20 protein-coding genes are annotated in these 21947 nt (G+C 63.2%); 7 read left to right on the forward strand and 13 right to left on the reverse strand.

The annotated features are described in order from the left end of the window. Positions 1 to 197: 197 nt before the first annotated feature. The 8 genes from RFM98_RS06825 to RFM98_RS06860 form a co-directional block, all read right to left on the reverse strand. Positions 198 to 806 carry a hypothetical protein gene (locus tag RFM98_RS06825; protein ID WP_320308157.1) on the reverse strand — a complete coding sequence of 203 codons (609 nt, stop codon included), beginning with the start codon at positions 804 to 806 and terminating at the stop codon, positions 198 to 200. A gap of 254 nt (positions 807 to 1060) precedes the next feature. Then, positions 1061 to 1711, reverse strand: coding sequence for a YiaD family glycine zipper/OmpA-like lipoprotein (locus RFM98_RS06830; RefSeq protein ID WP_320214027.1), 651 nt, complete (start codon positions 1709 to 1711; stop codon positions 1061 to 1063). A 137-nt stretch (positions 1712 to 1848) separates the two neighbouring features. Continuing rightward, complete coding sequence (locus RFM98_RS06835; protein ID WP_320308158.1) at positions 1849 to 2217, reverse strand: GFA family protein; 369 nt, start codon at positions 2215 to 2217, stop codon at positions 1849 to 1851. A 360-nt stretch (positions 2218 to 2577) separates the two neighbouring features. After that, on the reverse strand, positions 2578 to 2955 hold the full coding sequence (locus RFM98_RS06840; protein ID WP_320308159.1) for a hypothetical protein: 378 nt from the start codon (positions 2953 to 2955) through the stop codon (positions 2578 to 2580). A gap of 294 nt (positions 2956 to 3249) precedes the next feature. Beyond that, positions 3250 to 3654, reverse strand: coding sequence for a GFA family protein (locus RFM98_RS06845; protein ID WP_320308160.1), 405 nt, complete (start codon positions 3652 to 3654; stop codon positions 3250 to 3252). Positions 3655 to 3792: 138 nt separating this feature from the next. Then, a protein-coding gene (gene prfB / locus RFM98_RS06850; RefSeq protein WP_320308161.1) for a peptide chain release factor 2 occupies positions 3793 to 4924 on the reverse strand; the annotation gives its coding sequence in 2 pieces (ribosomal slippage) (positions 3793 to 4857 and positions 4859 to 4924; 1131 coding nt in all). Positions 4925 to 5052: 128 nt separating this feature from the next. Beyond that, a complete protein-coding gene (locus tag RFM98_RS06855) occupies positions 5053 to 7509 on the reverse strand; it encodes a penicillin-binding protein 1A (protein WP_320308162.1) in 2457 nt (818 codons plus the stop codon). Positions 7510 to 7738: 229 nt separating this feature from the next. Then, positions 7739 to 8995, reverse strand: coding sequence for an N-acetylmuramoyl-L-alanine amidase (locus RFM98_RS06860; protein WP_430682276.1), 1257 nt, complete (start codon positions 8993 to 8995; stop codon positions 7739 to 7741). A 649-nt stretch (positions 8996 to 9644) separates the two neighbouring features. Here RFM98_RS06860 and RFM98_RS06865 point away from each other — a divergent pair. Further along, the gene (locus RFM98_RS06865; RefSeq protein ID WP_320308164.1) at positions 9645 to 12593 is read left to right on the forward strand and encodes an Rne/Rng family ribonuclease; all 2949 of its coding nucleotides are present in this window, start codon (positions 9645 to 9647) and stop codon (positions 12591 to 12593) included. 200 nt (positions 12594 to 12793) lie between these two features. Here RFM98_RS06865 and RFM98_RS06870 read toward each other — a convergent pair whose 3' ends face one another. Beyond that, the gene (locus RFM98_RS06870; protein ID WP_320308165.1) at positions 12794 to 13723 is read right to left on the reverse strand and encodes a glutaminase; all 930 of its coding nucleotides are present in this window, start codon (positions 13721 to 13723) and stop codon (positions 12794 to 12796) included. A gap of 5 nt (positions 13724 to 13728) precedes the next feature. Continuing rightward, entirely contained in the window at positions 13729 to 14877 is a 1149-nt protein-coding gene (locus RFM98_RS06875; protein WP_320308166.1) for a pyridoxal phosphate-dependent aminotransferase, read from the reverse strand. A 187-nt stretch (positions 14878 to 15064) separates the two neighbouring features. Here RFM98_RS06875 and RFM98_RS06880 point away from each other — a divergent pair, with 187 nt between their 5' ends. The 6 genes from RFM98_RS06880 to aat all read left to right on the forward strand — a co-directional run bounded on the left by RFM98_RS06880 (position 15065) and on the right by aat (position 20406). Beyond that, on the forward strand, positions 15065 to 16477 hold the full coding sequence (locus RFM98_RS06880) for a M48 family metalloprotease (protein WP_320308167.1): 1413 nt from the start codon (positions 15065 to 15067) through the stop codon (positions 16475 to 16477). Between the two features lie 59 nt (positions 16478 to 16536). Further along, positions 16537 to 17364 carry a DsbA family protein gene (locus RFM98_RS06885; RefSeq protein WP_320308168.1) on the forward strand — a complete coding sequence of 276 codons (828 nt, stop codon included), beginning with the start codon at positions 16537 to 16539 and terminating at the stop codon, positions 17362 to 17364. Between the two features lie 132 nt (positions 17365 to 17496). Beyond that, positions 17497 to 17931 (forward strand): type II 3-dehydroquinate dehydratase, encoded by a 435-nt coding sequence (gene aroQ / locus RFM98_RS06890; RefSeq protein WP_320214016.1) that lies wholly within the window; start codon positions 17497 to 17499, stop codon positions 17929 to 17931. Positions 17932 to 17957: 26 nt separating this feature from the next. After that, positions 17958 to 18413 carry an acetyl-CoA carboxylase biotin carboxyl carrier protein gene (gene accB / locus RFM98_RS06895; protein ID WP_320308169.1) on the forward strand — a complete coding sequence of 152 codons (456 nt, stop codon included), beginning with the start codon at positions 17958 to 17960 and terminating at the stop codon, positions 18411 to 18413. Positions 18414 to 18432: 19 nt separating this feature from the next. Next, positions 18433 to 19776 carry an acetyl-CoA carboxylase biotin carboxylase subunit gene (gene accC, locus RFM98_RS06900; protein ID WP_320308170.1) on the forward strand — a complete coding sequence of 448 codons (1344 nt, stop codon included), beginning with the start codon at positions 18433 to 18435 and terminating at the stop codon, positions 19774 to 19776. Positions 19777 to 19788: 12 nt separating this feature from the next. Further along, positions 19789 to 20406, forward strand: a complete 618-nt coding sequence (gene aat / locus RFM98_RS06905; RefSeq protein WP_320214013.1) for a leucyl/phenylalanyl-tRNA--protein transferase — start codon at positions 19789 to 19791, stop codon at positions 20404 to 20406. Here the strand turns inward: aat and RFM98_RS06910 are convergent. The 3 genes from RFM98_RS06910 to RFM98_RS06920 form a co-directional block, all read right to left on the reverse strand. Beyond that, positions 20397 to 20783, reverse strand: a complete 387-nt coding sequence (locus RFM98_RS06910) for a hypothetical protein (protein WP_320308171.1) — start codon at positions 20781 to 20783, stop codon at positions 20397 to 20399. The genes aat and RFM98_RS06910 overlap by 10 nt on opposite strands. Before the next feature lie 58 nt (positions 20784 to 20841). Beyond that, a complete protein-coding gene (locus RFM98_RS06915; protein WP_320308172.1) occupies positions 20842 to 21399 on the reverse strand; it encodes a DUF2155 domain-containing protein in 558 nt (185 codons plus the stop codon). A 133-nt stretch (positions 21400 to 21532) separates the two neighbouring features. Further along, positions 21533 to 21931, reverse strand: coding sequence for an NADH:ubiquinone oxidoreductase subunit NDUFA12 (locus tag RFM98_RS06920; protein ID WP_320308173.1), 399 nt, complete (start codon positions 21929 to 21931; stop codon positions 21533 to 21535). Positions 21932 to 21947 lie beyond the last annotated feature (16 nt).

The raw sequence follows: 21947 nt of genomic DNA on the forward strand, positions 1-21947 counted from the left end.
AGCCTCGCATGAGGCCTATCGGCCGCCGTGCCTTCCTGACAGTTGCTCCAGACACCAAGTTACTCAGCTCAATCAATACCCAAAAACAAAACCCCGCCGAAATCGACGGGGTTTGTCAGCAGTCTGACGGCCCCTAGCGGGGCCGTTTCTTTTTTTGCGGCCGCTTCGCCTGAAGCTATCCAGCCGAGGACGGAGCCTTACATCGGGCCCGGCATCATCTTGGTCGGCTTTTCCAGCATCGGGAACTCAGCCTTGGTGCATTTCACGTTCGGGTTCGTCGGGGTGAACATGCCGTTCGGATTGTCCCTGAACAGCCATGCATGCAGGTCGTAATGGACGAATTCCCTCGGGATGAGCGGGTAGTGTCCTTCCATCGGCCCCATGAATTTCTGGCCAAACAGTGTCGGAGCCTCCTTGGTGTCCGGGGTCAGCGGCACCAGCCATTCCACGCCGACCAGCTTCAAGCCTTTCTTGGTCGGCTCGTAGATCAGGACATTGGGTTTCATCGGGTCGAGCGGCCGGCCGATACTCGGCACGTTGACGAAATGGATGCCCATCGCGCCCTTCGGATAGTACATCGCACCGGCTATCTTCTCCCCGCTATAGTGGACGCAGCCGACGGTAGACAAATAGAGGTCGCGGACGGCGGCCGTATAGTCTTCATATTTCGCCAGCGATTTCTTCAGGGCTTCGATGTCGGCCTTGTTGGCGTCCTCGGCCCGGGCCGCCGCGGCGGCGAACCATGTGCCGATAAGACCCGCCAAAACGAGGACGCCGCAGCGCCCGAGACGAGCTGTTCTTGTCATGCATTCCTCCCAGATTCCCTTGATCTGGCCGTGCAAGACCGGGGCGGCAGATGTTGATTGCGCGGCCGATTGACCACCCCATCCCCTCTGGAACAACAGAATGGTAGTCTCTTCCGCGGTTCTGGAAAAGTATCAATTAGGGTAAGCTAATGTCCTAAGACCTTCGACCTATCTTTGGACCACGCCAAACAAAAACGGCCCCGTCCGGGGCCGTTTTGCCTTGATGGAGTTGCGCCCCTGCGAGCCGTTTTCGCTCAGGTGAGCGGCGACAGCTGGATTTCGACGCGGCGGTTCTGCTCGCGGCCTGCGGCGGTCGCATTGGATGCGATCGGGCGTGTCTTGCCGAAGCCGGTGACGGCGAAGCGGCGCTGATCGACGCCCTGGCCGGACAGATAATTGGCGACGGCAAGCGCGCGGCGCTGCGACAGATCGAAATTATGCTGGTCGCCGCCGGTCGAATCGGTGTGACCGAAGACGTCCACGGTGGTCTGGCGGAATTTCTTCAGCACCAGCGCGACCGAATTCAGCACCGGATAGAAGCCAGGCTTCACCGCGTCCTGGTCGACGTTGAAGGTGATGTCGGACGGCATGTTGAGGATGATCTGGTCGCCGCTGCGGGTGACGCTAACGCCGGTGCCCTGCAACTGACGGCGAAGCTCGGCCTCGTTCTGATCCATCGTCGCGCCGATCGCGCCGCCGGCGAGCGCGCCGATGCCGGCACCGATCAGGGCGTTGCGGCGGTCATTGCCGCCGGCGAGCAGACCAAGGCTGGCGCCTGCCAGCGCGCCAAGGCCGGCACCGGCCGCCGTGTTGGAGACCTTCTGGTCGCCGGTATATGGATCGGTGGTGGTGCAGGCGCTCACCAGCACAGCCGTCGCCACGGCGACGAGCACAGTCTTCTTCATGAGATTGGTCCCTCTCCAATTCGCGGCCTTTGCGGCCGCGCCAAATCAGCCCTTCCGCAGCCTTGTAGCATGAAATGCGGCGAAAAACGGAACGGGAATACGGCCGGCAAAGTTCGGCGGTCGTTCCCGCTTCGCCTCTACCACAAATTCCTGCCGTCGATGACCACCACCTCGACCTTGTCCAGATCGAAATCGTCGAACAGGCGGGAATTGACGCTGATCTTGGGATTGTCGAAATCAGGCTCGCCGGTCGACCAGTCCGGCGTTTCGGTGAAGGTGCCGCATCCGCAGGTGGCGCAGAAGCCGTGTTTGACGGTTCTCGAACCCCATTTGTAGAAGGTCACGTTTTCAGGCGGGCTGGTAAGCTTGAATTGCGACGGAACATAGTAGGCCCAAAGCGACCCGCGCTTGGAGCAGAACGAGCATGTGCATTGCGTCACGGTTTGCGGCGCTTCCGAAACCTCGAATGTCGTCGCCTTGCAGTGGCAGCTTCCCTTGATCGTCATCAAAATCACCTCTCCGTTGTCTGCCGCCACGCCGGAATTCCCCTTTGCGGCAGGGCAACATAAAGAAGCGATCCTGACAACTGTCTGTCAGCAGCCTCGGCAGATATCCCGCCGCGCGTGAAGATCCTCGCGCTTCGCGTTTGCGTCGCGAAGTCTAGAGCATTTCAGCGTTTCACGGAAACGCCGAACCGCTCTATCTCTTTGTTTAGACGCAATTCCGGACGGAAAACCGTTACACACTTTTCCTGGAATTGCTCTAATGCATGTCGCCCAGAAGTGTGCAGCGGTTCTGGGACAACGACATGCATCAAAACAAAGACTCAAAGCGTGTCGCCTGAATCCGGTTCAGCGCGACGCGCTTTAGTAAGAAGGCGGCGGCACAAACAGACAGATGGTCTTGCCGGCGTCGAGCCCAGCCTGGTGCGCGCACCAGTGAAACTCGCCATCGGGCGAGTTCTTAACCCGCTTGTCGGCATAGGCCACCACTTCGCCCGTACCTTGTATGACGTAGCCTTCGGGCCGCTCGCTGATCGAAGATTGCGGCACCTCTTTGCAGTCATAATTGGCGCAGCAGGCAAATGGGTAGCTCCAGCCCTGCGGCAATACCGCCGTGGGTTTGGCGTCGTGAGCGAAGGCAGGCGCGGTCAGCACCGCGATCGCCCCCGTCGCGAACAGGGAAAACAAAAGTCGGCCAGCCGGTCGAACGGCTTGGGCCGATCTTGATTTGGCAGCAGACATCGAAGCGTTCCTTTCGAGCATCAAGCGTTTTCGCTTGCCCGTTCCCGGAACGTGTCTTCCCAGTGGCCGGATCGTCGGTCGCAGATATGCCGCATCCGGCCATAAATGCTTTTAACCCCGGCATGAAGCTGGGCTGATTCCCTGGCTGGCGCAAGCATCCGCTTGCATCGGCAATGCCGCGCTTCACGCCAACCTCTGCCATCCAGAATCGTGCGCCGGCTTGGTTAACGAGCGGTTAGCCACGCGGAACTGGGTGCCGGACAACGAGATTCGGCTCAAGCTGGTTCCAGACGTTCAGCCGGGAACGTGCTCATCATACTGCGGCAGGTCGTCGGCGATTGTGAACCACTTCGCCTTGGAGCCGACAAAGATGTGCGCAGTCGGCCGAATGGTCGGATCGTCGACCAGCGTACCCATGGCCACATGGACGTAGGCGCCGTCGCGGACCAACGAATAGAGCAGCGAGCCGCATTGCCCGCAATGCGCGTCATGACCGCTCTCGTCGCCGAAGATCAGCAGCCTGTCGCCGCCCGCGCTGAGACGAAACTTGTCGCGCTCGATACCGGCGAAAGGCTTGAACGCGGAGCCTGTCGTGCGCCGGCAGTTCGAGCAATGGCAGTTCGCAGCGTAAACGAATTCGTCCGCCACCTCATAGTGGACGGCGCTGCAGAAGCATTTTCCCGCAAGCAGTCGCGTCATCGGCTTCCTCCGTCGCCCTGAGGCGAGGATGTGGCCTAAGCGCGTCGCGCTGAAACGGATTCAGGCGACGCGCTTTAGGTCTTTGTTTTGATGCATGTCGTTGTCCCAGAACCGCTGCACACTTCTGGGCGGCATGCATTAGTCGAGGTCCGCCACCGCTTCGCCAGCGCCGCCCTCGATGCGATGGGAGAGCGAGGCTTCCATGAACTCGTCGAGGTCGCCGTCAAGCACGCTCGACGGCGAGGTGCTTTCGACGCCCGTGCGCAAGTCCTTGACCAATTGATAGGGCTGCAGCACGTAGGAGCGGATCTGGTGCCCCCAGCCGATATCGCTCTTTGAGGCTTCGGTGGCATTGGCGACAGCCTCGCGCTTCTTCAGCTCTTCCTCGTAGAGCCGAGAGCGCAGCATCTCCCAGGCCTTGGCCTTGTTCTTGTGCTGCGAGCGCTCGGCCTGGCAGGCGACCGCGATGCCCGTTGCGATGTGGGTGATGCGTACTGCCGAATCGGTGGTGTTGACGTGCTGGCCGCCCGAGCCGGACGAGCGATAGGTGTCGATGCGGACGTCGGATTCGGAAACATCGATCTCGATCGTGTCGTCGATGACCGGATAAACCCAGACGCTGGCGAAGGACGTGTGCCGGCGCGCGTTGCTGTCATAGGGCGAAATGCGCACCAGACGGTGGACGCCGGATTCCGTCTTCATCCAGCCATAGGCATTGTGGCCCTTGATCAGCACGGTCGCGGACTTGATGCCTGCTTCTTCGCCGTCATGGACTTCCAGCACCTCGACCTTGAAACGGCGGCGCTCGGCCCAGCGCGTGTACATGCGCAAGAGCATCGAGGCCCAGTCCTGGCTCTCGGTGCCGCCGGCGCCGGCGTGGATTTCGAGATAGGTGTCGTTGGCATCGGCTTCACCCGACAGCAGGGTCTCGACCTGACGGGCCTTTGCCTCGCCCTGCATCGAGCGCAGCGCTGCCTCTGCTTCCGCGATGACGCCGTTGTCGCCCTCTTCCTCGCCGAGCTCGATCAGGCCGATATTGTCTTCCAGCGCCTGCGTCATTCCTTTGACGGCGGCGATACCGTCTTCCAGTTCCTGGCGTTCCCGCATCAGCTTCTGCGCTTCGATCGGTTCGTTCCAGAGGCTGGAATCCTCGGCGCGCGAATTCAGGTACTCAAGCCGTTTTACAGCCTGATCCCAGTCAAAGATGCCTCCTCAGCAGGGTTATCGCCTGCCTGATCTCGTCGACAATGTTGAGCGTTTCCGCGCGCATGGCTCTTCGTTCTGTCCTGTTCTTCTCGGTCTTTTCGGAATAGGCGCGATACATAGGCACGCCGTCGCGGCCTGTAAAGCGAAATGGGCCGGCGGTTTCTTGCCGGCCCATTTCGCGAATGCAGGACGTCAGTAAAGCCCGCCGCCGCCGTCCTGGATGGCCTGGTTGGCCTGCGGCGACAGCGCCCCGCCGGAACCGTTCGAGCCATCCGCGCCCATGCCGATCACCCAGTAGCTGTCGGCCGGGCCGGTGCCAGGCTTGAAGGCTTCGATGATGGTGTTCGGATCGCCTTCGGCGGCGCGCATGCCGGTCTTGCGGTTGATGGCGATCAGCTTCATCCCTTCCGGAACCTGGAAATCGGTGTTCGGCTTGCCGTCGAGCGCAACGCGCATGAAATCCTTGAAGATCGGGGCCGCCAGGCCGCCGCCAGTCGCGCCCTTGCCAAGGCCTTTCGGCGTGTCGAAGCCCATATAGAGGCCGACAACGAGGTTCGGGGTGAAGCCGATGAACCACGCGTCTTTCTCGTCGTTGGTCGTGCCGGTCTTGCCGGCGATGTGGCGGCCGAGCTCGCCGATGGTGGCGCCGGTGCCGCGCTGGACGACGCCTTCCATCATCGAGGTGATCTGATAGGCCGTCATCGGGTCGAGCACCTGCTCGGAATTGTCGACCAGTTCCGGCTCGGACTGGTTCTTCCATTCGGTGGCGTTGCAGCCTTCGCAGCCACGCTCGTCCTGCTTGAACACCGTCTTGCCGTAACGGTCCTGGATACGGTCGATGAGCGACGGTTTGATCGACTTGCCGCCATTGGCCATGATCGAATAGGCCGACACCATGCGCATGACGGTCGTTTCGCCGGAGCCCAGCGCCATCGGCAGATAGGGCGCCAGATGATCGTAGACGCCGAAGCGCTCGGCATATTCGACGACCAGCTTCATGCCCATGTCGTTGGCGAGCCGCACCGTCATCAGGTTGCGCGACTTCTCGATGCCGGAGCGCAGCGTGGCCGGGCCCGCGACCGTGCCGTCATAGTTCTTCGGCGTCCAGGTGGTGTTGCCGCTCTGGATGGTGATCGGGCCGTCCATGATCACCGAGGCCGGCGTGTAACCGTTGTCGAGCGCCGCCGAATAGACGATCGGCTTGAACGAGGAGCCGGGCTGGCGCATCGCCTGGGTCGCACGGTTGAATTCGGACTGCGCGTAGGAGAAGCCACCGACCATGGCGAGCACGCGGCCGGTATGCGGGTCCATGGCGACGAGGCCGCCCTCGACCTCCGGCAGCTGGCGCAGCATATAGGTGTCGTCGGAGCCGTCATTCTTCTGCACGAAGACGACGTCGCCGGGCTCCAGCACCTCCTCCGGAGACTTTGCCCTGACGGACTTGCCGTTGACGAAGTGGCGCATGGCGAAGCCCATGTCGTCCTTGCTGACGGTGCCCTGGACGCGTTCCTTGACGAGATCGCCGGAGGCCTGGCGCGCCGGCTGCAGGCCGATGGTCAGGCCGGAAGCCGAGCTGTCGAGCACGACGGCAAGCGTCCATTCCGGCACGTCCTCGAGACCCTTCACATTGCCAAGCGGCACGCCCCAGTCTCCCGAAACGTCGATATGCTTCACCGGCCCGCGATAGCCGCGCAGCATGTCGTATTTGAGCAGTCCGTTCTGCAACGATTTGCGGGCGATAAGCTGGATATTCGGATCGAGCGTGGTGCGCACCGACAGGCCGCCCTCGTAGAGCGCGTTTTCGCCGTAGCGCGCGATGATCTGGCGGCGCACTTCCTCGGTGAAATATTCGCCGGCGAACAGGTAGGAGCCGTTGCGGCGAGGCGTCACGCCGAGCGGCTCGGCCTTGGCCTTGGCGCCTTCCTCGCGCGTGACGTAGCCATTCTCGACCATCTGGTCGATGACCCAGTTGCGGCGCTCGATCGCGCGGTCGGCATGCTTGAAGGGATGATAATTGTTCGGGCCCTTCGGCAGCGAGGCGAGATAGGCCGCTTCGGCGACCGTCAGCTCGTTGACCGACTTGTCGAAATAGGTGAGCGCGGCACCCGCGACGCCATAGGCGCCGAAGCCGAAGAAGATTTCGTTGAGATAGAGCTCAAGGATGCGGTCCTTGGAATAGGCCTGCTCGATGCGGAAGGCCAGGATCATCTCCTTGATCTTGCGCTCATAGGTCTGGTCCGAGGTGAGCAGGAAGTTCTTCGCCACCTGCTGGGTGATGGTCGAAGCGCCGACCTGGCGCCGGCCCGAGCCAAGATTCTGCAGGTTGACGATGATGGCGCGGCCGAGGCCGGTGATGTCGATGCCGGGGTGGTTGTAGAAGTTCTTGTCCTCGGCCGACATGAAAGCGGCCTTGACGCGGTCGGGGATCGCCTGGATCGGCAGATAGAGGCGCCGCTCGCGCGCATATTCGGCCATCAGCGAGCCGTCCGAGGCGTGAATGCGCGTGGTTACCGGCGGTTCGTATTTGGCCAGCACCTCATAGTCGGGCAGGTCCTTCGCCACATGGCTGATATAGATGGCGACACCGGCAGCTACCAGCAGCGCCAGCGTCGTGCCGATGCCAAAGAAATAGCCGATGAGACGAATCATGCCCGCTCCAGTCCGAGGTTCGGGAATTTCCTAGACGAAGCCGACAGTCGCGCAAGCTTCCCGAGGCGGTCCCAATCCGCAATCAAAGACCCATGTCGCGACCATGTGGACAAAATACGGCAGCGCGAAATTTGAGGACTCGGTTCCTTGATAATAACGCCGGGTGTTGTCGTCATGCAACGCTGCTGGTGGTTGCAGTCATCCGGCGGTCGTGAGCGGGTGCGGCCGCTCAGCCACCCGTCACGGTTCCGGCCTTGGCCGCGGCAAACAGGGCAACGGCGTTGGTTATGCTTTGCGCCGCCTTGCCGCGCCAGTCGGCATTGAGCAGTTGCGCCTCGTCCCTGGCGTTGGAGAGGTAGCCAAGCTCGACCAGGACGGACGGCACGTCCGGAGCCTTGAGCACCTTGAAGCCGGCCGAGCGCTGCGGGTTGTTGATGAGGCCGACGCTGGTGGACAACTGGCCGACCAGCGTATGGGCGAAGCTCATCGAGAAACCGTGGGTTTCACGGCGGATCAGGTCGATCAGGATGTCGGTGACTTCCTTGTTGTCGTCCTCGATCTTCATGCCGGCGAATTGGTCGGACAGGTTTTCGCGATCGGCGAGCGCCTGGGCTTCGGGATCGGATGCCTTGTCCGACAGCGTGTAGACGGTGGCGCCGCGAAGACCTTTGACGGCGATCGTATCGGCATGGATCGAGATCAGCAGGTCGGCCTCGTGCTGGCGGGCAATGCGAACGCGCTCGTCGAGCGGCAGGTACACATCGTTGTCGCGTGTCATGTAGATATCGTATTTGCCCACCGCGGCCAGCTTGTCGCGCAGTTCCTTCGCAAAAGCGAGCGTGACATCCTTCTCGACCGTGCCGGCGTTGCTTTCGGCGCCGCCGTCGACGCCGCCATGGCCCGGATCGACAACCACCGTGAAGCGATGGCCAGGCGCCGAGACCGGTCCGGTGCCGACCCGTTCGCCCTTTTCGGTGGAAACCGTGGAGCCGGTCGTCAGCGACTGGTTGGCCAGCGCGTCGTCGAACTCCCGCTCCGAGGCCGCCGACATATCGATGGCGATGCGGTAGCCGCTGCCGTCGTCGTTCTTGAGCACGTCGAGCTTGTCGACGGTAAAGGGCCCCTTGCCGGTGAGGATGAGGCGCGAACCATGTCCCTGATCGCCGTAGCGGACAGCCCGCACAAGGCCGCGCGGCTTCACATCCCTGGCGTCAAGAGCGAATCGCGTTCGCGGCAGGTCGACGACCAGGCGATTGGGCCCGCGCAGCAGGAACCATTTGATGTCCGGCTCGCGGTCGAAGTTCACCACGATGCGCATCTTGGTGGCGTCGCCGGCCATCTTGCAGCCGGTCGCGCCAAGCGGGGCGTCGGCGCGCGCGGCGGCCGTGAAACAGAACAGGACCGCCAGCAGCAAGGCGGCCCAGGCCGTGCGCGGGAAATGCGCCGCGGCCCCACCCCTCTTGTCTGCGGTGCCTGCCAGTCCCATCTCTTTCCAGTCGCTCCCGGTTTGACGCATTGCGCCCAATCTTCTCGCAGAGTGCCTGTCAGGCCGCCAATTCGATTAACGATTGGTATTCAGAGAAGGTTAACCAAGCCTTTCATCGAGCGAGACGAGAGGCGCCTTCCCCTGCGGAAGCGCTTTTTGCCGGCATCCGAAATCGGGGTTGCCTTCCATCCCGCCAAATCATAAAAGCGACGTTGGATCACTGCAATCCTGGAACCGCTCGCCTCAGCAGTTTCCTGCCATAGGTCGGTCGGATGCAAAGGCGGCTCCTTACCGTTCCGGGCTCAGGTGGTCGCGACGATTTTCGCAGGCGTGCCCTCGTGGCGGGGGAATCGCTTGCGTGAGGAAAACGGCCGGGTGTGCCCCGCGCCGGCTCTTTGTGAGCAAACAAGCTGGTCCGGCTCTGCCCGGGCTTTGGTTCAAAAGGTTCTGCTGGTGCCGATGGCTTCAAGCGCAATCATGGAAAGGTCCGCATCAAACCGCGCCATAATGGCTGCGGGCGGCACCGCCATTGCGCTCAAGCGGCGGCCGGCGGACATTCAATTATCCGGCATGCACACACATACAGGCGCACAGCGGCGGGCTCTGCCACGCCAGCTGCGGCTGTCGGCTGCCGGCAGGAAACAAAATAATGCCCAACAAGATGCTGATAGACGCCTCCCACCCGGAGGAAACACGCGTTGTCGTCGTTCGCGGTAACCGCATCGAAGAATTCGACTTTGAATCTCAGGACAAGAAGCAGCTCAAAGGAAACATCTACCTGGCTCGGGTAACCCGGGTCGAACCTTCCCTCCAGGCAGCCTTTGTCGAATATGGCGGCAACCGTCACGGTTTTCTCGCCTTCAGTGAAATTCACCCTGACTACTACCAGATCCCGGTTGCCGACCGTCAGGCTCTGCTGCGCGCCGAAGCGCAGGAGGCCGAGGACGAAGACGACGAGGAGGCCGAGAGCGGCGAAGAGCAGCAGGCGCGCGATCGCGGCGGCAGGCGCAACCGCCGGCGCGGCGGCAAGAACCGCGACCGCGGCGAGCACAAGCACGCTGCCTCGGAAAATGAGGAAAGCCCGACCGAGGCCGTAGCCGAAACCGCCGCCGAGATTGCCGAGGAAGCCGGCGACGAGACGGCCGACGCCGCGGCAGAGAATACCGAGACAGTCTCCGAGGTCGTCGAGGCCGCATCGGAAACGGCTGAAGAGCCCGCCGCCGGGACCGGCGGAGATGACACCCCGGACGATGAGGAAGGCAAGCCATCCGAAGGTGGCCCCTCCTCGATTGCCGCGAGCGTCGAAGCCGATGTGATTTCCGAGGCGGTCGCGCAGGCGGATCAGCCCGAGCAGGTCGGCGAGGCCACCGCCAGCGACAATGATCGCGGCATGCTGGAGGAGGTCTCGGCCTCGCATTCGGACGAGCACGAGGTCGAATCGGTCGGCGCCGAAGACGCGCTCGAGGAGATCCGCAACCGCCGCAAGCCGGTTCGTCGTCAATACAAGATCCAGGAAGTCATCAAGCGCCGCCAGATCCTTCTGGTGCAGGTGGTCAAGGAAGAGCGCGGCAACAAGGGCGCGGCGCTGACCACCTATCTTTCGCTTGCCGGCCGCTATTCGGTGCTGATGCCCAACACCGCGCGCGGCGGCGGCATCTCGCGCAAGATCACCAACGCCCAGGACCGCAAGCGCCTGAAGGAGGTCGTGGCCGACCTCGAAGTGCCGCAGGGCATGGGCGTCATCCTGCGCACCGCCGGCGAAAGCCGTACCAAGGCCGAGATCAAGCGCGACTACGAATATCTGATGCGGCTTTGGGAAAACGTCCGCAACCTGACGCTCCAGTCGTCGGCGCCTGCCCTGGTCTATGAGGAAGGCAGCCTGATCAAGCGCTCGGTGCGCGACCTCTACAACAAGGATATCGACGAAATCCTGGTCTCCGGCGAAGACGGCTACCGCGAGGCCAAGGACTTCATGCGCATGCTGATGCCGAGCCACGCCAAGGTGGTTCAGCCGTTCCGCGACACCACGCCGATTTTCGTGCGCAACGGCATCGAGGCGCAACTCGACCGCATGCTGCAGCCGCAGGTGACGCTGAAGAGCGGCGGCTACATCATCATCAACCAGACCGAGGCTCTGGTTTCGATCGACGTCAACTCCGGCCGCTCCACCAAGGAGCATTCGATCGAGGAGACCGCGCTCCACACCAATCTGGAAGCGGCCGAGGAAGTCGCGCGTCAGTTGCGACTGCGCGACCTTGCCGGCCTCATCGTCATCGACTTCATCGACATGGAGGAGAACCGCAACAACCGCTCCGTCGAGAAGCGGCTGAAGGATCACCTCAAGAACGACCGCGCCCGTATCCAGGTCGGCCGCATCTCGCATTTCGGCCTGATGGAAATGTCGCGCCAGCGCATCCGCGCCAGCGTGCTGGAATCGACCATGAAGCCCTGCCCGCATTGCGGCGGCACCGGCCATGTGCGCTCCGATTCCTCCGTGGCGCTGATGGTGGTGCGGGCGATCGAGGAATTCCTGCTCAAGGATTCGCGCAGCCACATCATCGTGCGCACGCCGGCGGTGACCGCGCTTTATGTGCTCAACCACAAGCGCGCGAACCTGGTGGAGCTCGAAGCCCGCTTCGGCCTGACGATCACGATCGAGGCCGATGAAACGCTCGGCACCCAGCACTACTCGATCTTCCGCGGTGCCGTTGCCGACAAGCCGGAGGGCTTTGTCGAGGTGCGCAGCCTGCCCGCGTATGTCGAGCCGGAGGAGCCCGAGGACGAGATCGTCATCGAGGAGGAAGAGGAAGTTTCGGTCCAGGCCGAACAGCCGCGCCACCCGCAACAGGGCCAGCAGCAGCGGTCCGAGGACGGCGAAGGCCGCGATCGCAAGCGCCGCAAGCGCCGGCGGCGGCGTGGCGGCAGGGATCGCGACCGCGAGCAAAATGGCGATGCCGCGGCTGCACCGACGGAAGCTGGCGAAGCCGATGACGATGCAACAGATGAGGCCGCCGAGGAGGTGACAGCCGGTGGCGAGGAGGTGACCGCCGGTGGCGAGGCCGTGCTGGCCGCTGCCGAGGACGGTTCCGGCAAGAAGCGCCGGCGCGGGAAGCGCGGCGGCAAGCGCAACCGCCACGACGATGAGGCTTCGGAGGCCGTGGCCGGCGAAGCTGGCGGCGACATCGAGGACGAAGCGGCGCAAGGCGAGGACGCTGCCATTGCGCCATCAGCCGCAGCCCCGGCTGAAGAACCTTCGGCTCCGGCGGCGGCCAATGACGATGCCGAGGCGGTGGAGAAGCCGAAGAAGCCTCGCCGTTCGAGGGCTAAGAAGGCGGCTGAGGAAACCGTGGCCGAGAAGGTGTCCGAACCTGTCCCGGAAGTCCAGGTCGTATCCGTGGCTGCCGAGCCCGAGCCGGGGGCCGCCGCTCCCGCTGCGCCCGAGGCGGAGCCCGCCGCCAATGCCCATCCGACGCGGCGTAAGCCGCAGTCGGTCGATGCGCCGGCTGTCCCCGTCGTATCTTCGACTGTAAGCAACGAGGCCAAGACCGAAGACAAGCCGAAGCGCGCCGGCTGGTGGCAGCGCAAGGGTTTTTTCTAAACCTTTCAGGTCGTTAGACTAACTTTTTAAAAAAATCCCGCGCCGGATCCGGCGCGGGATTTTTCATTCCGTCGGCAGCCTTCAAAGGAAAACCGCTGCGCACTTTTCCTGGAATTGCTTTTTTGCCTCCGCAATTCCGGACGGAAGGCTACGGCGAAGTCGCCGAGCTCAACCGCTGCGCACTTTTCCTGGAATTGCTTTCAAGGCGCGAAGATCGACCAGTTCATCACGCGGGCGAGCTTCTCCAGGGCGATGGAGCCTAGTTTGGAGTTGCCGTTCTCGTTGAGGCCGGGCGACCACACCGCCAGCGAAGCCACGCCAGGCACGATGCCGAGAATGCCGCCACCGACACCGCTTTTGCCGGGAATGCCGACGCGGAAGGCGAAATCGCCGGAGCCGTCATAGTGGCCGCAAGTCAGCATCAGCGCGCCGATGCGACGCGCCCGCTCGGGCGACACCACGGAATGTCCCGTCGCAGGGTTCCTGCCGCCATTGGCGAGGAACCGGCCCGCCATGGCAAGCTGGCGGCAACTCATGGCGACCGCGCAATGATGGAAATACACACCCAGCGCGAGTTCCGGCGCGTGATGGAGATTGCCGAAGGATTTCATATAGTTGGCCAGGGCGAAGTTGCGGTAGCCAGTGGCCCGCTCTGATGCCGCCACGTCGCGGTCGATGATGATCGTCTCGTCATCGGCGAGGAACTGGATGAAGCGCAGGATTTCGCCGATCGCCTCGCGCGGCTGATGGCCGGCGAGCAACACGTCGGAGACGACGATGGCGCCGGCATTGATGAAAGGATTGCGCGGGATGCCGTTCTCATGCTCGAGCTGAACGATCGAGTTGAACGGATTGCCGGACGGCTCGCGGCCGACGCGATGCCAAAGCGCATCGCCGACCTTGCCCAGCGCCAGCGTCAGCGTGAAGACTTTCGAGACGCTCTGGATCGAAAAGGGTTGATCCGCATCGCCCGCAAGGATGACGCGGCCATCATTGGTGACGGCGGCGATGCCAAACTTCCCCGGATCGACCTTGCCGAGTTGCGGAATGTAGGTCGCCACCTCGCCGCGATCTGTGCGCTCCGCCATTTCGGCGGCCACCTCGGCCAATGCTTGCTCGAGTTCGGGCATGGCTTCTATTTCAGCCAGCGTTCGATGCGCGCCAGCGCCTCGACCATGTCGTCATGACTGCCGGCATAGGAAAAGCGCATGGTGCGGTGCCCCTGCAGCGGGTCGAAATCGCGGCCGGGCGTTGCCGCGACATGCGCTTCGGCAAGCATTTTTCGCGCAAAAGCCATGCTGTCATTGGTGTGGCGGGTGACGTCGCAGAAGGCATAGAAGGCGCCGTCCATCGGTGCGGCGAGCGCGAAACCGAGCTCCGGCAGACGCTTCATCAGAAGGTCGCGGTTCCAGGCATAGCGCGCCTTCACCTTTTCCAGTTCCTCGGTCGCCTTGAACGCCTCGATCGCGGCGATCTGCGACAGTTCCGGCGGCGAGATGTAGAGGCTCTGGGCGACACGCTCGACCGGCCGCACCAGTTCCTCCGGCAATACCATCCAGCCGATGCGCCAGCCGGTCATGCAATAGTATTTCGAGAAGGAGTTGATCGCGGTGACGCCGGCGCCGAGCGCCAGCGCGGTTACATCCGGCGCCGCATAGGCCAGCCTGTGGTAGATTTCGTCCGAGATCACGGCGATGCCGAGTTCCTCGGCCGTCTTCACCAGCGCTGCAAGTTCAGCCGCCGGAATGACCGCGCCGGTCGGATTGGCGGGGCTGGCGAACAGCACGCCCTTCAGCGGCTTCTCGCGATGCGCGGCCTTCAGATGCTCGGCATGCAGGTAGGCATCCGAACCGAGTTCGATTTCGACGACCTCGATGCCGAGCGCAGCCATGATGTTGCGGTAGGCGGGATAGCCGGGCGCGGCGATGGCGACGCGGTCGCCCGGATCGAACATTGCCAGGAAGGCGAGGTTGAAGGCGGCCGACGAGCCGGTTGTGACGGCGATGCGCGACGGCGCGACATCGATCCCGTAATGCTCGCCATAATGCGCCGCGATCGCCTCACGCAGATCGGCCAGACCCAAAGCGTCGGTGTAGCCGATGCGGCCATGCCTCAGAGCCGCGGCCGCGGCCTCGCGGACGCCGGCCGGCGCGGGATCGGACGGCTGGCCGACAGCCATCGACACCACGGGCACGCCGGCAGCCTTCAGCCGGTTGGCTTCGGCCAGGATGTCCATGGCGTGGAACGGCTCGACTTCCCCCCGGCGCGAAAACGAAACGACCATTTGACCTCTTCCAACTGCCTTTATTCGGCGAAATTCCGGACGCAAACCGTCGCAGACTTGCCCTTGAACTGCCCCGGTTGGAGGACAGCGCCGCACAAATGCCCGATTGATGTGGGGATCACAAGCGCGCAGGAAGTTACCGGCGCCGACTTTTCATCTTTCGCCCGCTCGTCTACCAGTGGACCTTATGTTGAGCCGACCCCGACCATTGATTGGCGAATCGAAATCCCTCAGCCGGACCGCGCGCGGCTTCGCGACGCTTCTGCTTGCCGCCACTGTTGCCGTCTCAAGCTCGGTCAGCGCCTTCGCGCAGAGCGTGCCGGTGGTGCGCGATGCCGAGATCGAGGCGCTGGTGCGCGACTATGCCCGGCCGATCTTCAAGGCGGCGGGGCTTGCCAATGACGGCATCGATATCGTTCTGGTCAACGATCAGAGTTTCAACGCCTTCGTTACCGGACGGCGCCTGTTCATCAACACCGGCGCGCTGGTGACTGCCGAAACACCCAACGAGATCATCGGCGTCATCGCGCACGAGGCCGGCCATATCGCCGGCGGGCACCAGCAGAAATTGCGCGACCAGCTCGACCGCGCCAAGACCATGGCCATCATCGCCACGCTGCTCGGCGCCGGCGCCATGGTCGCCGGCGCCACCACCAAAAGCAGGGACCTAGCGGGTGCGGGCATGGGCGTCGCCGCGGGCGGCGGCGAGATGGCGCAGCGCTCAATCCTCGCCTATCAGCGTACCGAAGAGATCACCGCCGACCGGTCGGCGATCGCCTATCTGAACGCCACCGGCCAGTCCGGCATGGGCATGCTGAAGACCTTCGCCCGCTTCCAGAGCGCGCTGTCGCTTGCCGGCACCCAGGTCGACCCCTACCGGATCAGCCATCCGATGCCGCAGGAGCGCATCGCCAACCTCGAAGTGCTGGTCAAGCAAAGCCCCTTCGTCAACGCTGTCGACCCGCCGGCGCTGCAGCAGCGGCATGACATGATGCGCATCAAGATCGCCGCCTACATGCAGGGCCAGGCGGCCGTTGCGCGCCTGATGCGCAAGAACCCGACCAGCCTCGCCTCGCGCTATGGCGACGCGCAGCAGACCTATCTCTATGGCAATCCGGGCGCCGCGCTGACCAAGACGGCGGCGCTGATCAAGGAGCAGCCGAAGAATCCCTATTTCCAGGAGTTGCGCGGCGATATCCTGATGAAGATCAACAAGCCGCAGGACGCGGCGGACGCCTATGCCAAGGCGGCGAGCCTCGATCCCGCGCGCTCCGGACTGCTGTTGGTCTCGCTCGGCCAGGCGCTGATGGCGGTCGGCACGCCCGATTCGCTGAAGAAAGCGGTCACCCAGCTCAACAACGGCGTCGGGCGGGATAAGGAAAATTCCGATGCGTATCGCTTTCTGGCGCAGGCCTATGGCGAACAGGGCGATATCCCGGCCGCCGACCTCGCCACCGCCGAGGGCCATTACTATGCGGGCGACTATAAGAACGCGAAGATCTTCGCCATGCGCGCTCAACAGAAATTGAAGCGCGGCGAACCCCGCTGGGTCCGCGCTCAGGATATCATAAACTACACGCCATCGAACAAACTCAAATGAACCTCCCGGACGTTGGCGACGACCAAGGCGGACCGGAACAGGCAAAAGGAACGATGATCATGAACAAGGCAATCCTGCTTGGCAGTGCCGGCGGTCTGGCAGTGGCGCTCGGCATGCTGGCCTTCGGCTTCGTGGCGGGAAACCCGCAGGCCGCGAAGGCCGACACCGTGCAGGTGGCCCAGGTCACGTCCTCCACCGACACCAAGGCCTCTGTCGACACCAAGATCGACCGCAAGGAAGTCGAAGGCATCATCCGCGACTACCTCTTGAAGAATCCGGAAGTTCTGCTCGAGGTGCAGGACGCGCTCGAGGCCAAGCAGAAAGAGGAGCAGCGGCTCGCCGCGCTCGGCGTCATCAAGGATTCGAAGGACGAGATCTTCAACTCCACCTTCGACGGAGTCGTCGGCAACCCGAAGGGCAAGGTCACGATCGTCGAGTTCTACGACTACAATTGCGGCTTCTGCAAACGCGCCATCGAGGACATGCAGGCCCTGACCAAGTCCGACCAGGATCTGCGCTTCGTGCTCAAGGAATTCCCGATCCTCAGCCCGGATTCGCAGAAGGCCAGCGTCGTCTCCATGGCGTTCCATCTTATGAAGCCGGAGAAATATGGCGAGTTCCATACCGCGCTGCTCGGGGGCCAGGGCCGCGCCACCGAAGCGACCGCGATCAAGGTGGCGCTTTCGCTCGGCGCCGACGAAGCGACGCTGCGCGAGAAGATGAAGGATCCACGCATCGCCGAAACGCTTTCACGCACCTACGACCTTGCCACGAAACTGTCGATCACCGGCACGCCGTCCTATGTGGTCGGCAACGAGGTGATCTTCGGAGCGCTCGGCAAGCAGGTCCTGGCGGAAAAGATCGAAGAGGCAAAGAGCGCGCTCTGAGCGCTTGCGAGTGCAAAAGCCGGCCGCTGTGGACAGCGAAAGAACGCACTTGCGCTCTTTTCGCGGGCGGCTATGCCCATTATAGAGGCCCAGTGCGCCGGCTTGGGGTCGGCGTAGAACAAGGTCGGCATATTGAAAACGATTTTCGTCCTCAACGGTCCCAATCTCAATGCGCTCGGCAAGCGCGAGCCGGGGATCTATGGCGGCAAGACGCTTGCGGCCATCGCCGAGGATTGCAAGGCGGCGGGCGCCACGCTCGGGCTGGAGATCGATTTTCGCCAGTCCAATCATGAGGGCGACCTGGTCGACTGGATCCAGGAAGCCGGCGACAAGGCGGCAGGCATCGTCATCAACCCCGGCGCCTACAGCCATACCTCGATCGCCATCCACGACGCCATCCGCGCCATCGCGCCGCTGCCCGTCGCGGAAGTCCATCTTTCCAACATCCACGCGCGGGAGCCCTTTCGCCACGTCTCCATGGTCTCGCCGGTCGCTGTCGGCATGATCTGCGGGTTCGGGCCGCTCGGCTATACGCTTGCGCTGCAGGCACTGGCGGCACGCCTGTGACCGGCCCCCAAACAGAAGGCTCGAAAATGTCGATAAAAAAGACCGGTGTTGACCAGCAGTTGATCCGCGACCTGGCGGGCATTCTGAACGACACCAACCTGACCGAGATCGAGGTCGAACTCGGCGATCTCAAGGTGCGCGTCTCGCGCCAGGCGCAGGCCGTCCATGCGGTTGCCGCGCCATTGCCCGCGATCGCCCCAGTTCCCGCAGGCCCGGCGGTTCAGCCGGCCGCGGCCGCCGAGCCGTCCAAGAACGCAGTGCCCTCGCCGATGGTCGGCACGGCCTATCTGGCGCCCTCGCCCGACGCCAAGCCATTCGTCGAGATCGGCCAGAAGGTGAAGGAAGGCCAGACGCTGCTCATCATCGAAGCGATGAAGACGATGAACCAGATCCCCTCGCCGCGCGCCGGCACGGTGACGGCGATCCTCATCGAGGATGCCCAACCGGTCGAGTACGGCATGCCGCTGGTGGTCCTTGAGTAGAGCCGGGACCAGCCAAGAGATGTTCCAGAAGATCCTCATCGCCAATCGCGGCGAAATCGCCCTGAGGGTGCTGCGCGCCTGCAAGGAGCTCGGCATCCAGACGGTGGTGGTCCATTCGACGGCGGATTCGGACGCCATGCATGTGCGGCTTGCCGACGAGAGCGTCTGCATCGGCCCGCCGCCCTCGCGCGAAAGCTACCTCAACATCCACCAGATCGTCGCCGCCTGCGAGATCACCGGCGCCGACGCTGTGCATCCGGGTTACGGCTTCCTGTCGGAAAACGCCAAGTTCGCCGACATCCTCGCCGCCCACAACATCACCTTCATCGGCCCGTCGGGTGACCATATCCGCATCATGGGCGACAAGATCGAGGCCAAGCGCACCGCAAAACGGCTCGGCATCCCCGTGGTGCCTGGATCCGACGGCGCGATCAGCGACGAGAAGGAAGCCAAGCGCGTCGCCGCCGAGATCGGCTATCCGGTGATCATCAAGGCCTCCGCCGGCGGCGGTGGCCGCGGCATGAAGGTGGCGCACACCGAAGCCGATCTCGAAGTCGCCTTGCAGACGGCCAAATCGGAAGCGGGCGCGGCCTTCGGCGACGACGCCGTCTATATCGAGAAGTATCTGGAGAAGCCGCGCCATATCGAGGTGCAGGTGTTCGGCGACGGCGCCGGCCGCGGCGTGCATTTCGGCGAGCGCGACTGCTCGCTGCAGCGTCGTCACCAGAAGGTCTGGGAGGAAGCCAATTCACCAGCGCTCAATGCCGAGGAGCGTTCGCGCATAGGCGGCATCTGCGCCACGGCGATTGCCGATCTCGGTTATTCGGGTGCCGGCACGATCGAATTCCTCTATGAGAATGGCGAGTTCTATTTCATCGAGATGAACACGCGCCTGCAGGTCGAGCATCCGGTGACCGAGGCGATCACCGGCATCGACCTCGTGCATGAGCAGATCCGCGTCGCTTCGGGCGGCGGGCTGTCGGTCAGGCAGGAAGACATCAAGTTCAACGGTCATGCCATCGAGTGCCGCATCAACGCCGAGGATCCGCGCACCTTCACGCCCTCGCCCGGCACGATCACGCATTTCCACACGCCCGGCGGCCTTGGCATCCGCGTCGATTCCGGCGTCTATTCGGGCTACAAGATCCCGCCCTATTATGACAGCCTGATCGGCAAGCTGATCGTGCACGGTCGCAACCGCGTCGAATGCATGATGCGGCTGCGCCGCGCGCTCGACGAATTCGTCGTCGACGGCATCAAGACGACGCTGCCGCTGTTCCGGGACCTTGTCGGCAATCCCGACATCGCCAATGGCGACTATGATATCCACTGGCTGGAAAAATACCTGGCCAAGGGTGAATAGCACGGGGATGCGATGACCCGCCCCTACGCGCCAGGCTATCGCATACCGACCGACCTGCTGCTCAGGGCTTACGCTTCGGGCGTCTTTCCGATGGCCGAGAGCGCCAACGACCCGGAAGTGTTCTGGGTGCGGCCGGAAACGCGCGGCATCATTCCGCTGGACGGGTTCCACACACCGCGCAGCCTCAGGAAGACGATCCGCAAGCATCCGTTCGACATCCGCTACGATTTCGACTTCGAGGCGACGATCGACGGCTGCGCCGAAAAGCGCGAGGAGCGCCGCTCGACCTGGATCAACGCGCCGATCCGCGAAGCCTATGTCGAGCTCTATCGCCAGGGCCATTGCCATTCGGTCGAAGCCTGGCGCGAGGAACGGCTGGTCGGGGGCCTTTACGGCGTCTCGCTCGGACGCGTGTTCTTCGGCGAAAGCATGTTCGCCAGGGAGACCGACGCTTCGAAGACCTGTCTCTACCATCTCGTCGAGCGGCTGAAGGCGCGCGGCTTCGCGCTGCTCGACACGCAGTTCACCACCGAGCATTTGAAGCGCTTCGGCGCCGTCGACGTGCCGCGCGGCCAGTATGAGAAGCTGCTGGCCGAGGCGCTGAAGGGCGAGGCCGTCTTCTACCCTTGAGCCTCGGTTTCCAACGGCGTCTGAGCATGGAACATCATCTTCCAGCCGTCGGCGCGATGGACATAGCCGGTGCTGACCAACGCCGCATAGGGCTCGCCCTTCTCGCGCCTCGCTCGCGCCTCGTAGGTCAGCACGACAATGTCGCTACCGGGTTCGACCATGCCCTTCAGCTTGATGTCGAGACCACGCCAGCGGTTGGGCTTGCTGGCCGTCTCCGCCAATTCGGCATTGGTCATCGCCTTGGCCATCTGCGGAAAAGCGACCAGGCATTCCGTGTCGGCGTTTGCTTCATAATAGGCAGAATCGCCTGTCCAGAAGCCTCTCTCGATATCGAGAAGCTCCTCCGTGTTGGCAGTAATCGGCTTTTTGGTGATCATCGCGGAATCCTCCTCGCCTTGCCGATTGGAACGGCTCAAGGGCGGGCAGGTTCCGAGATCAGTTGGCGGTGGCGGGCTCGTCGTCAGCCGGCTCGGCGGCGTCGGCCGGTTGCGGCGCCGGAGCCTTCGGCTTGGCGGCTTCGGTCTTCGGCTTGGCCGTATCGGCCTTGGCCGCGGTCGGCGCCGGCACATCCGACTTCTGCTTGCAGCCCTTGAGCCAGACGTCATAGACGGCGTGCTCGACGGCGTTGAGGCCGGGACTTTCGGCAAACATCCAGCCGGTGAAGATGCGGCGGATCTTGCGGTCAAGCGTGATCTCGTCGACCTCGACGAAGGAATCGGTCTTGGGCTGTTCCGTATCGGGCCGCGAATAGCAGACGCGCGGCGTCACCTGCAAAGCGCCGAACTGCACGGTCTCGTCGACATAGACATCGAAGGTGATGATGCGGCCGGTGATCTTGTCGATGCCGGCGAACTCGGCCACCGGATTGGCGATGCGTTCGGCGGCCGGAGGAGGCGCGGCCGGCGCCTGCGCGGCGGCGAAGACCGCCGTCGAGGCAACCAGAACGGATGTCGCCGCGATCAGCGCCTTTGAAATTTGGCCAAAAGAACTCATGCAAATACCGGTGGTTGTGCCCGGGTGATTCTTCAATGCCCAAGGCTAATCATGGCTGCGCAGTCAGCAAGCAGCTAAATGCCAATTGTGGCGATAAAGGACCGAAGCGGCGCCTTAGATTATGATCCGGGGATTACGATCCGGGCGTCCAGGCGTCGTAATCGCCGGTCACCTGCGGGCGATGCTGGTTGGTCAGAATCGACCCCTTCGGCCGATAGGCCAACGGTGTCCCGGTCGGATTCGCCTGATGCGGCTTCTGCCATTCACGTGGCTTGTAGCCTTCGCTGGAGGGGGCCGCGTCGACGCGATGATGGATCCAGCCATGCCAGCCGGGCGGGATCTTCGAGGCTTCCGAATAGTCGCGATAGATGACCCAGCGGCGGGTGCGGCCTTCCGAATCGATACCGCCCTCATAATAGACGTTGCCGGCTTCGTCCTCGCCGACCCGCTTGCCGAAGCGCCAGGTGTGAAAGCGGGTGCCGAGCGTCTGGCTGTTCCACCAGGTGAAAAACTGCAGCAGGAAAGTTTTCATCCAGATCCTCGCGGCG

Origin of the sequence: Mesorhizobium australafricanum (assembly GCF_033977265.1) — a bacterium.
GTDB classification, from domain to species: Bacteria; Pseudomonadota; Alphaproteobacteria; order Rhizobiales; family Rhizobiaceae; genus Mesorhizobium; species Mesorhizobium australafricanum.

What these genes read in the sequence shown, in the direction of transcription:
- RFM98_RS06840 (WP_320308159.1), bottom strand. Translation starts at nt 2,955, where the DNA reads ATGTCTGCTGCCAAATCAAGATCGGCCCAAGCCGTTCGACCGGCTGGC.
- RFM98_RS06855 (WP_320308162.1), bottom strand. Translation starts at nt 7,509, where the DNA reads ATGATTCGTCTCATCGGCTATTTCTTTGGCATCGGCACGACGCTGGCG.
- RFM98_RS06845 (WP_320308160.1), bottom strand. Translation starts at nt 3,654, where the DNA reads ATGACGCGACTGCTTGCGGGAAAATGCTTCTGCAGCGCCGTCCACTAT.
- RFM98_RS06885 (WP_320308168.1), top strand. Translation starts at nt 16,537, where the DNA reads ATGAACAAGGCAATCCTGCTTGGCAGTGCCGGCGGTCTGGCAGTGGCG.
- RFM98_RS06910 (WP_320308171.1), bottom strand. Translation starts at nt 20,783, where the DNA reads ATGATCACCAAAAAGCCGATTACTGCCAACACGGAGGAGCTTCTCGAT.
- RFM98_RS06880 (WP_320308167.1), top strand. Translation starts at nt 15,065, where the DNA reads ATGTTGAGCCGACCCCGACCATTGATTGGCGAATCGAAATCCCTCAGC.
- RFM98_RS06875 (WP_320308166.1), bottom strand. Translation starts at nt 14,877, where the DNA reads ATGGTCGTTTCGTTTTCGCGCCGGGGGGAAGTCGAGCCGTTCCACGCC.
- RFM98_RS06865 (WP_320308164.1), top strand. Translation starts at nt 9,645, where the DNA reads ATGCCCAACAAGATGCTGATAGACGCCTCCCACCCGGAGGAAACACGC.
- RFM98_RS06835 (WP_320308158.1), bottom strand. Translation starts at nt 2,217, where the DNA reads ATGACGATCAAGGGAAGCTGCCACTGCAAGGCGACGACATTCGAGGTT.
- aat (WP_320214013.1), top strand. Translation starts at nt 19,789, where the DNA reads ATGACCCGCCCCTACGCGCCAGGCTATCGCATACCGACCGACCTGCTG.
- RFM98_RS06870 (WP_320308165.1), bottom strand. Translation starts at nt 13,723, where the DNA reads ATGCCCGAACTCGAGCAAGCATTGGCCGAGGTGGCCGCCGAAATGGCG.
- accC (WP_320308170.1), top strand. Translation starts at nt 18,433, where the DNA reads ATGTTCCAGAAGATCCTCATCGCCAATCGCGGCGAAATCGCCCTGAGG.
- RFM98_RS06915 (WP_320308172.1), bottom strand. Translation starts at nt 21,399, where the DNA reads ATGAGTTCTTTTGGCCAAATTTCAAAGGCGCTGATCGCGGCGACATCC.
- RFM98_RS06860 (WP_430682276.1), bottom strand. Translation starts at nt 8,995, where the DNA reads ATGGGACTGGCAGGCACCGCAGACAAGAGGGGTGGGGCCGCGGCGCAT.
- RFM98_RS06830 (WP_320214027.1), bottom strand. Translation starts at nt 1,711, where the DNA reads ATGAAGAAGACTGTGCTCGTCGCCGTGGCGACGGCTGTGCTGGTGAGC.
- RFM98_RS06920 (WP_320308173.1), bottom strand. Translation starts at nt 21,931, where the DNA reads ATGAAAACTTTCCTGCTGCAGTTTTTCACCTGGTGGAACAGCCAGACG.
- accB (WP_320308169.1), top strand. Translation starts at nt 17,958, where the DNA reads ATGTCGATAAAAAAGACCGGTGTTGACCAGCAGTTGATCCGCGACCTG.
- RFM98_RS06825 (WP_320308157.1), bottom strand. Translation starts at nt 806, where the DNA reads ATGACAAGAACAGCTCGTCTCGGGCGCTGCGGCGTCCTCGTTTTGGCG.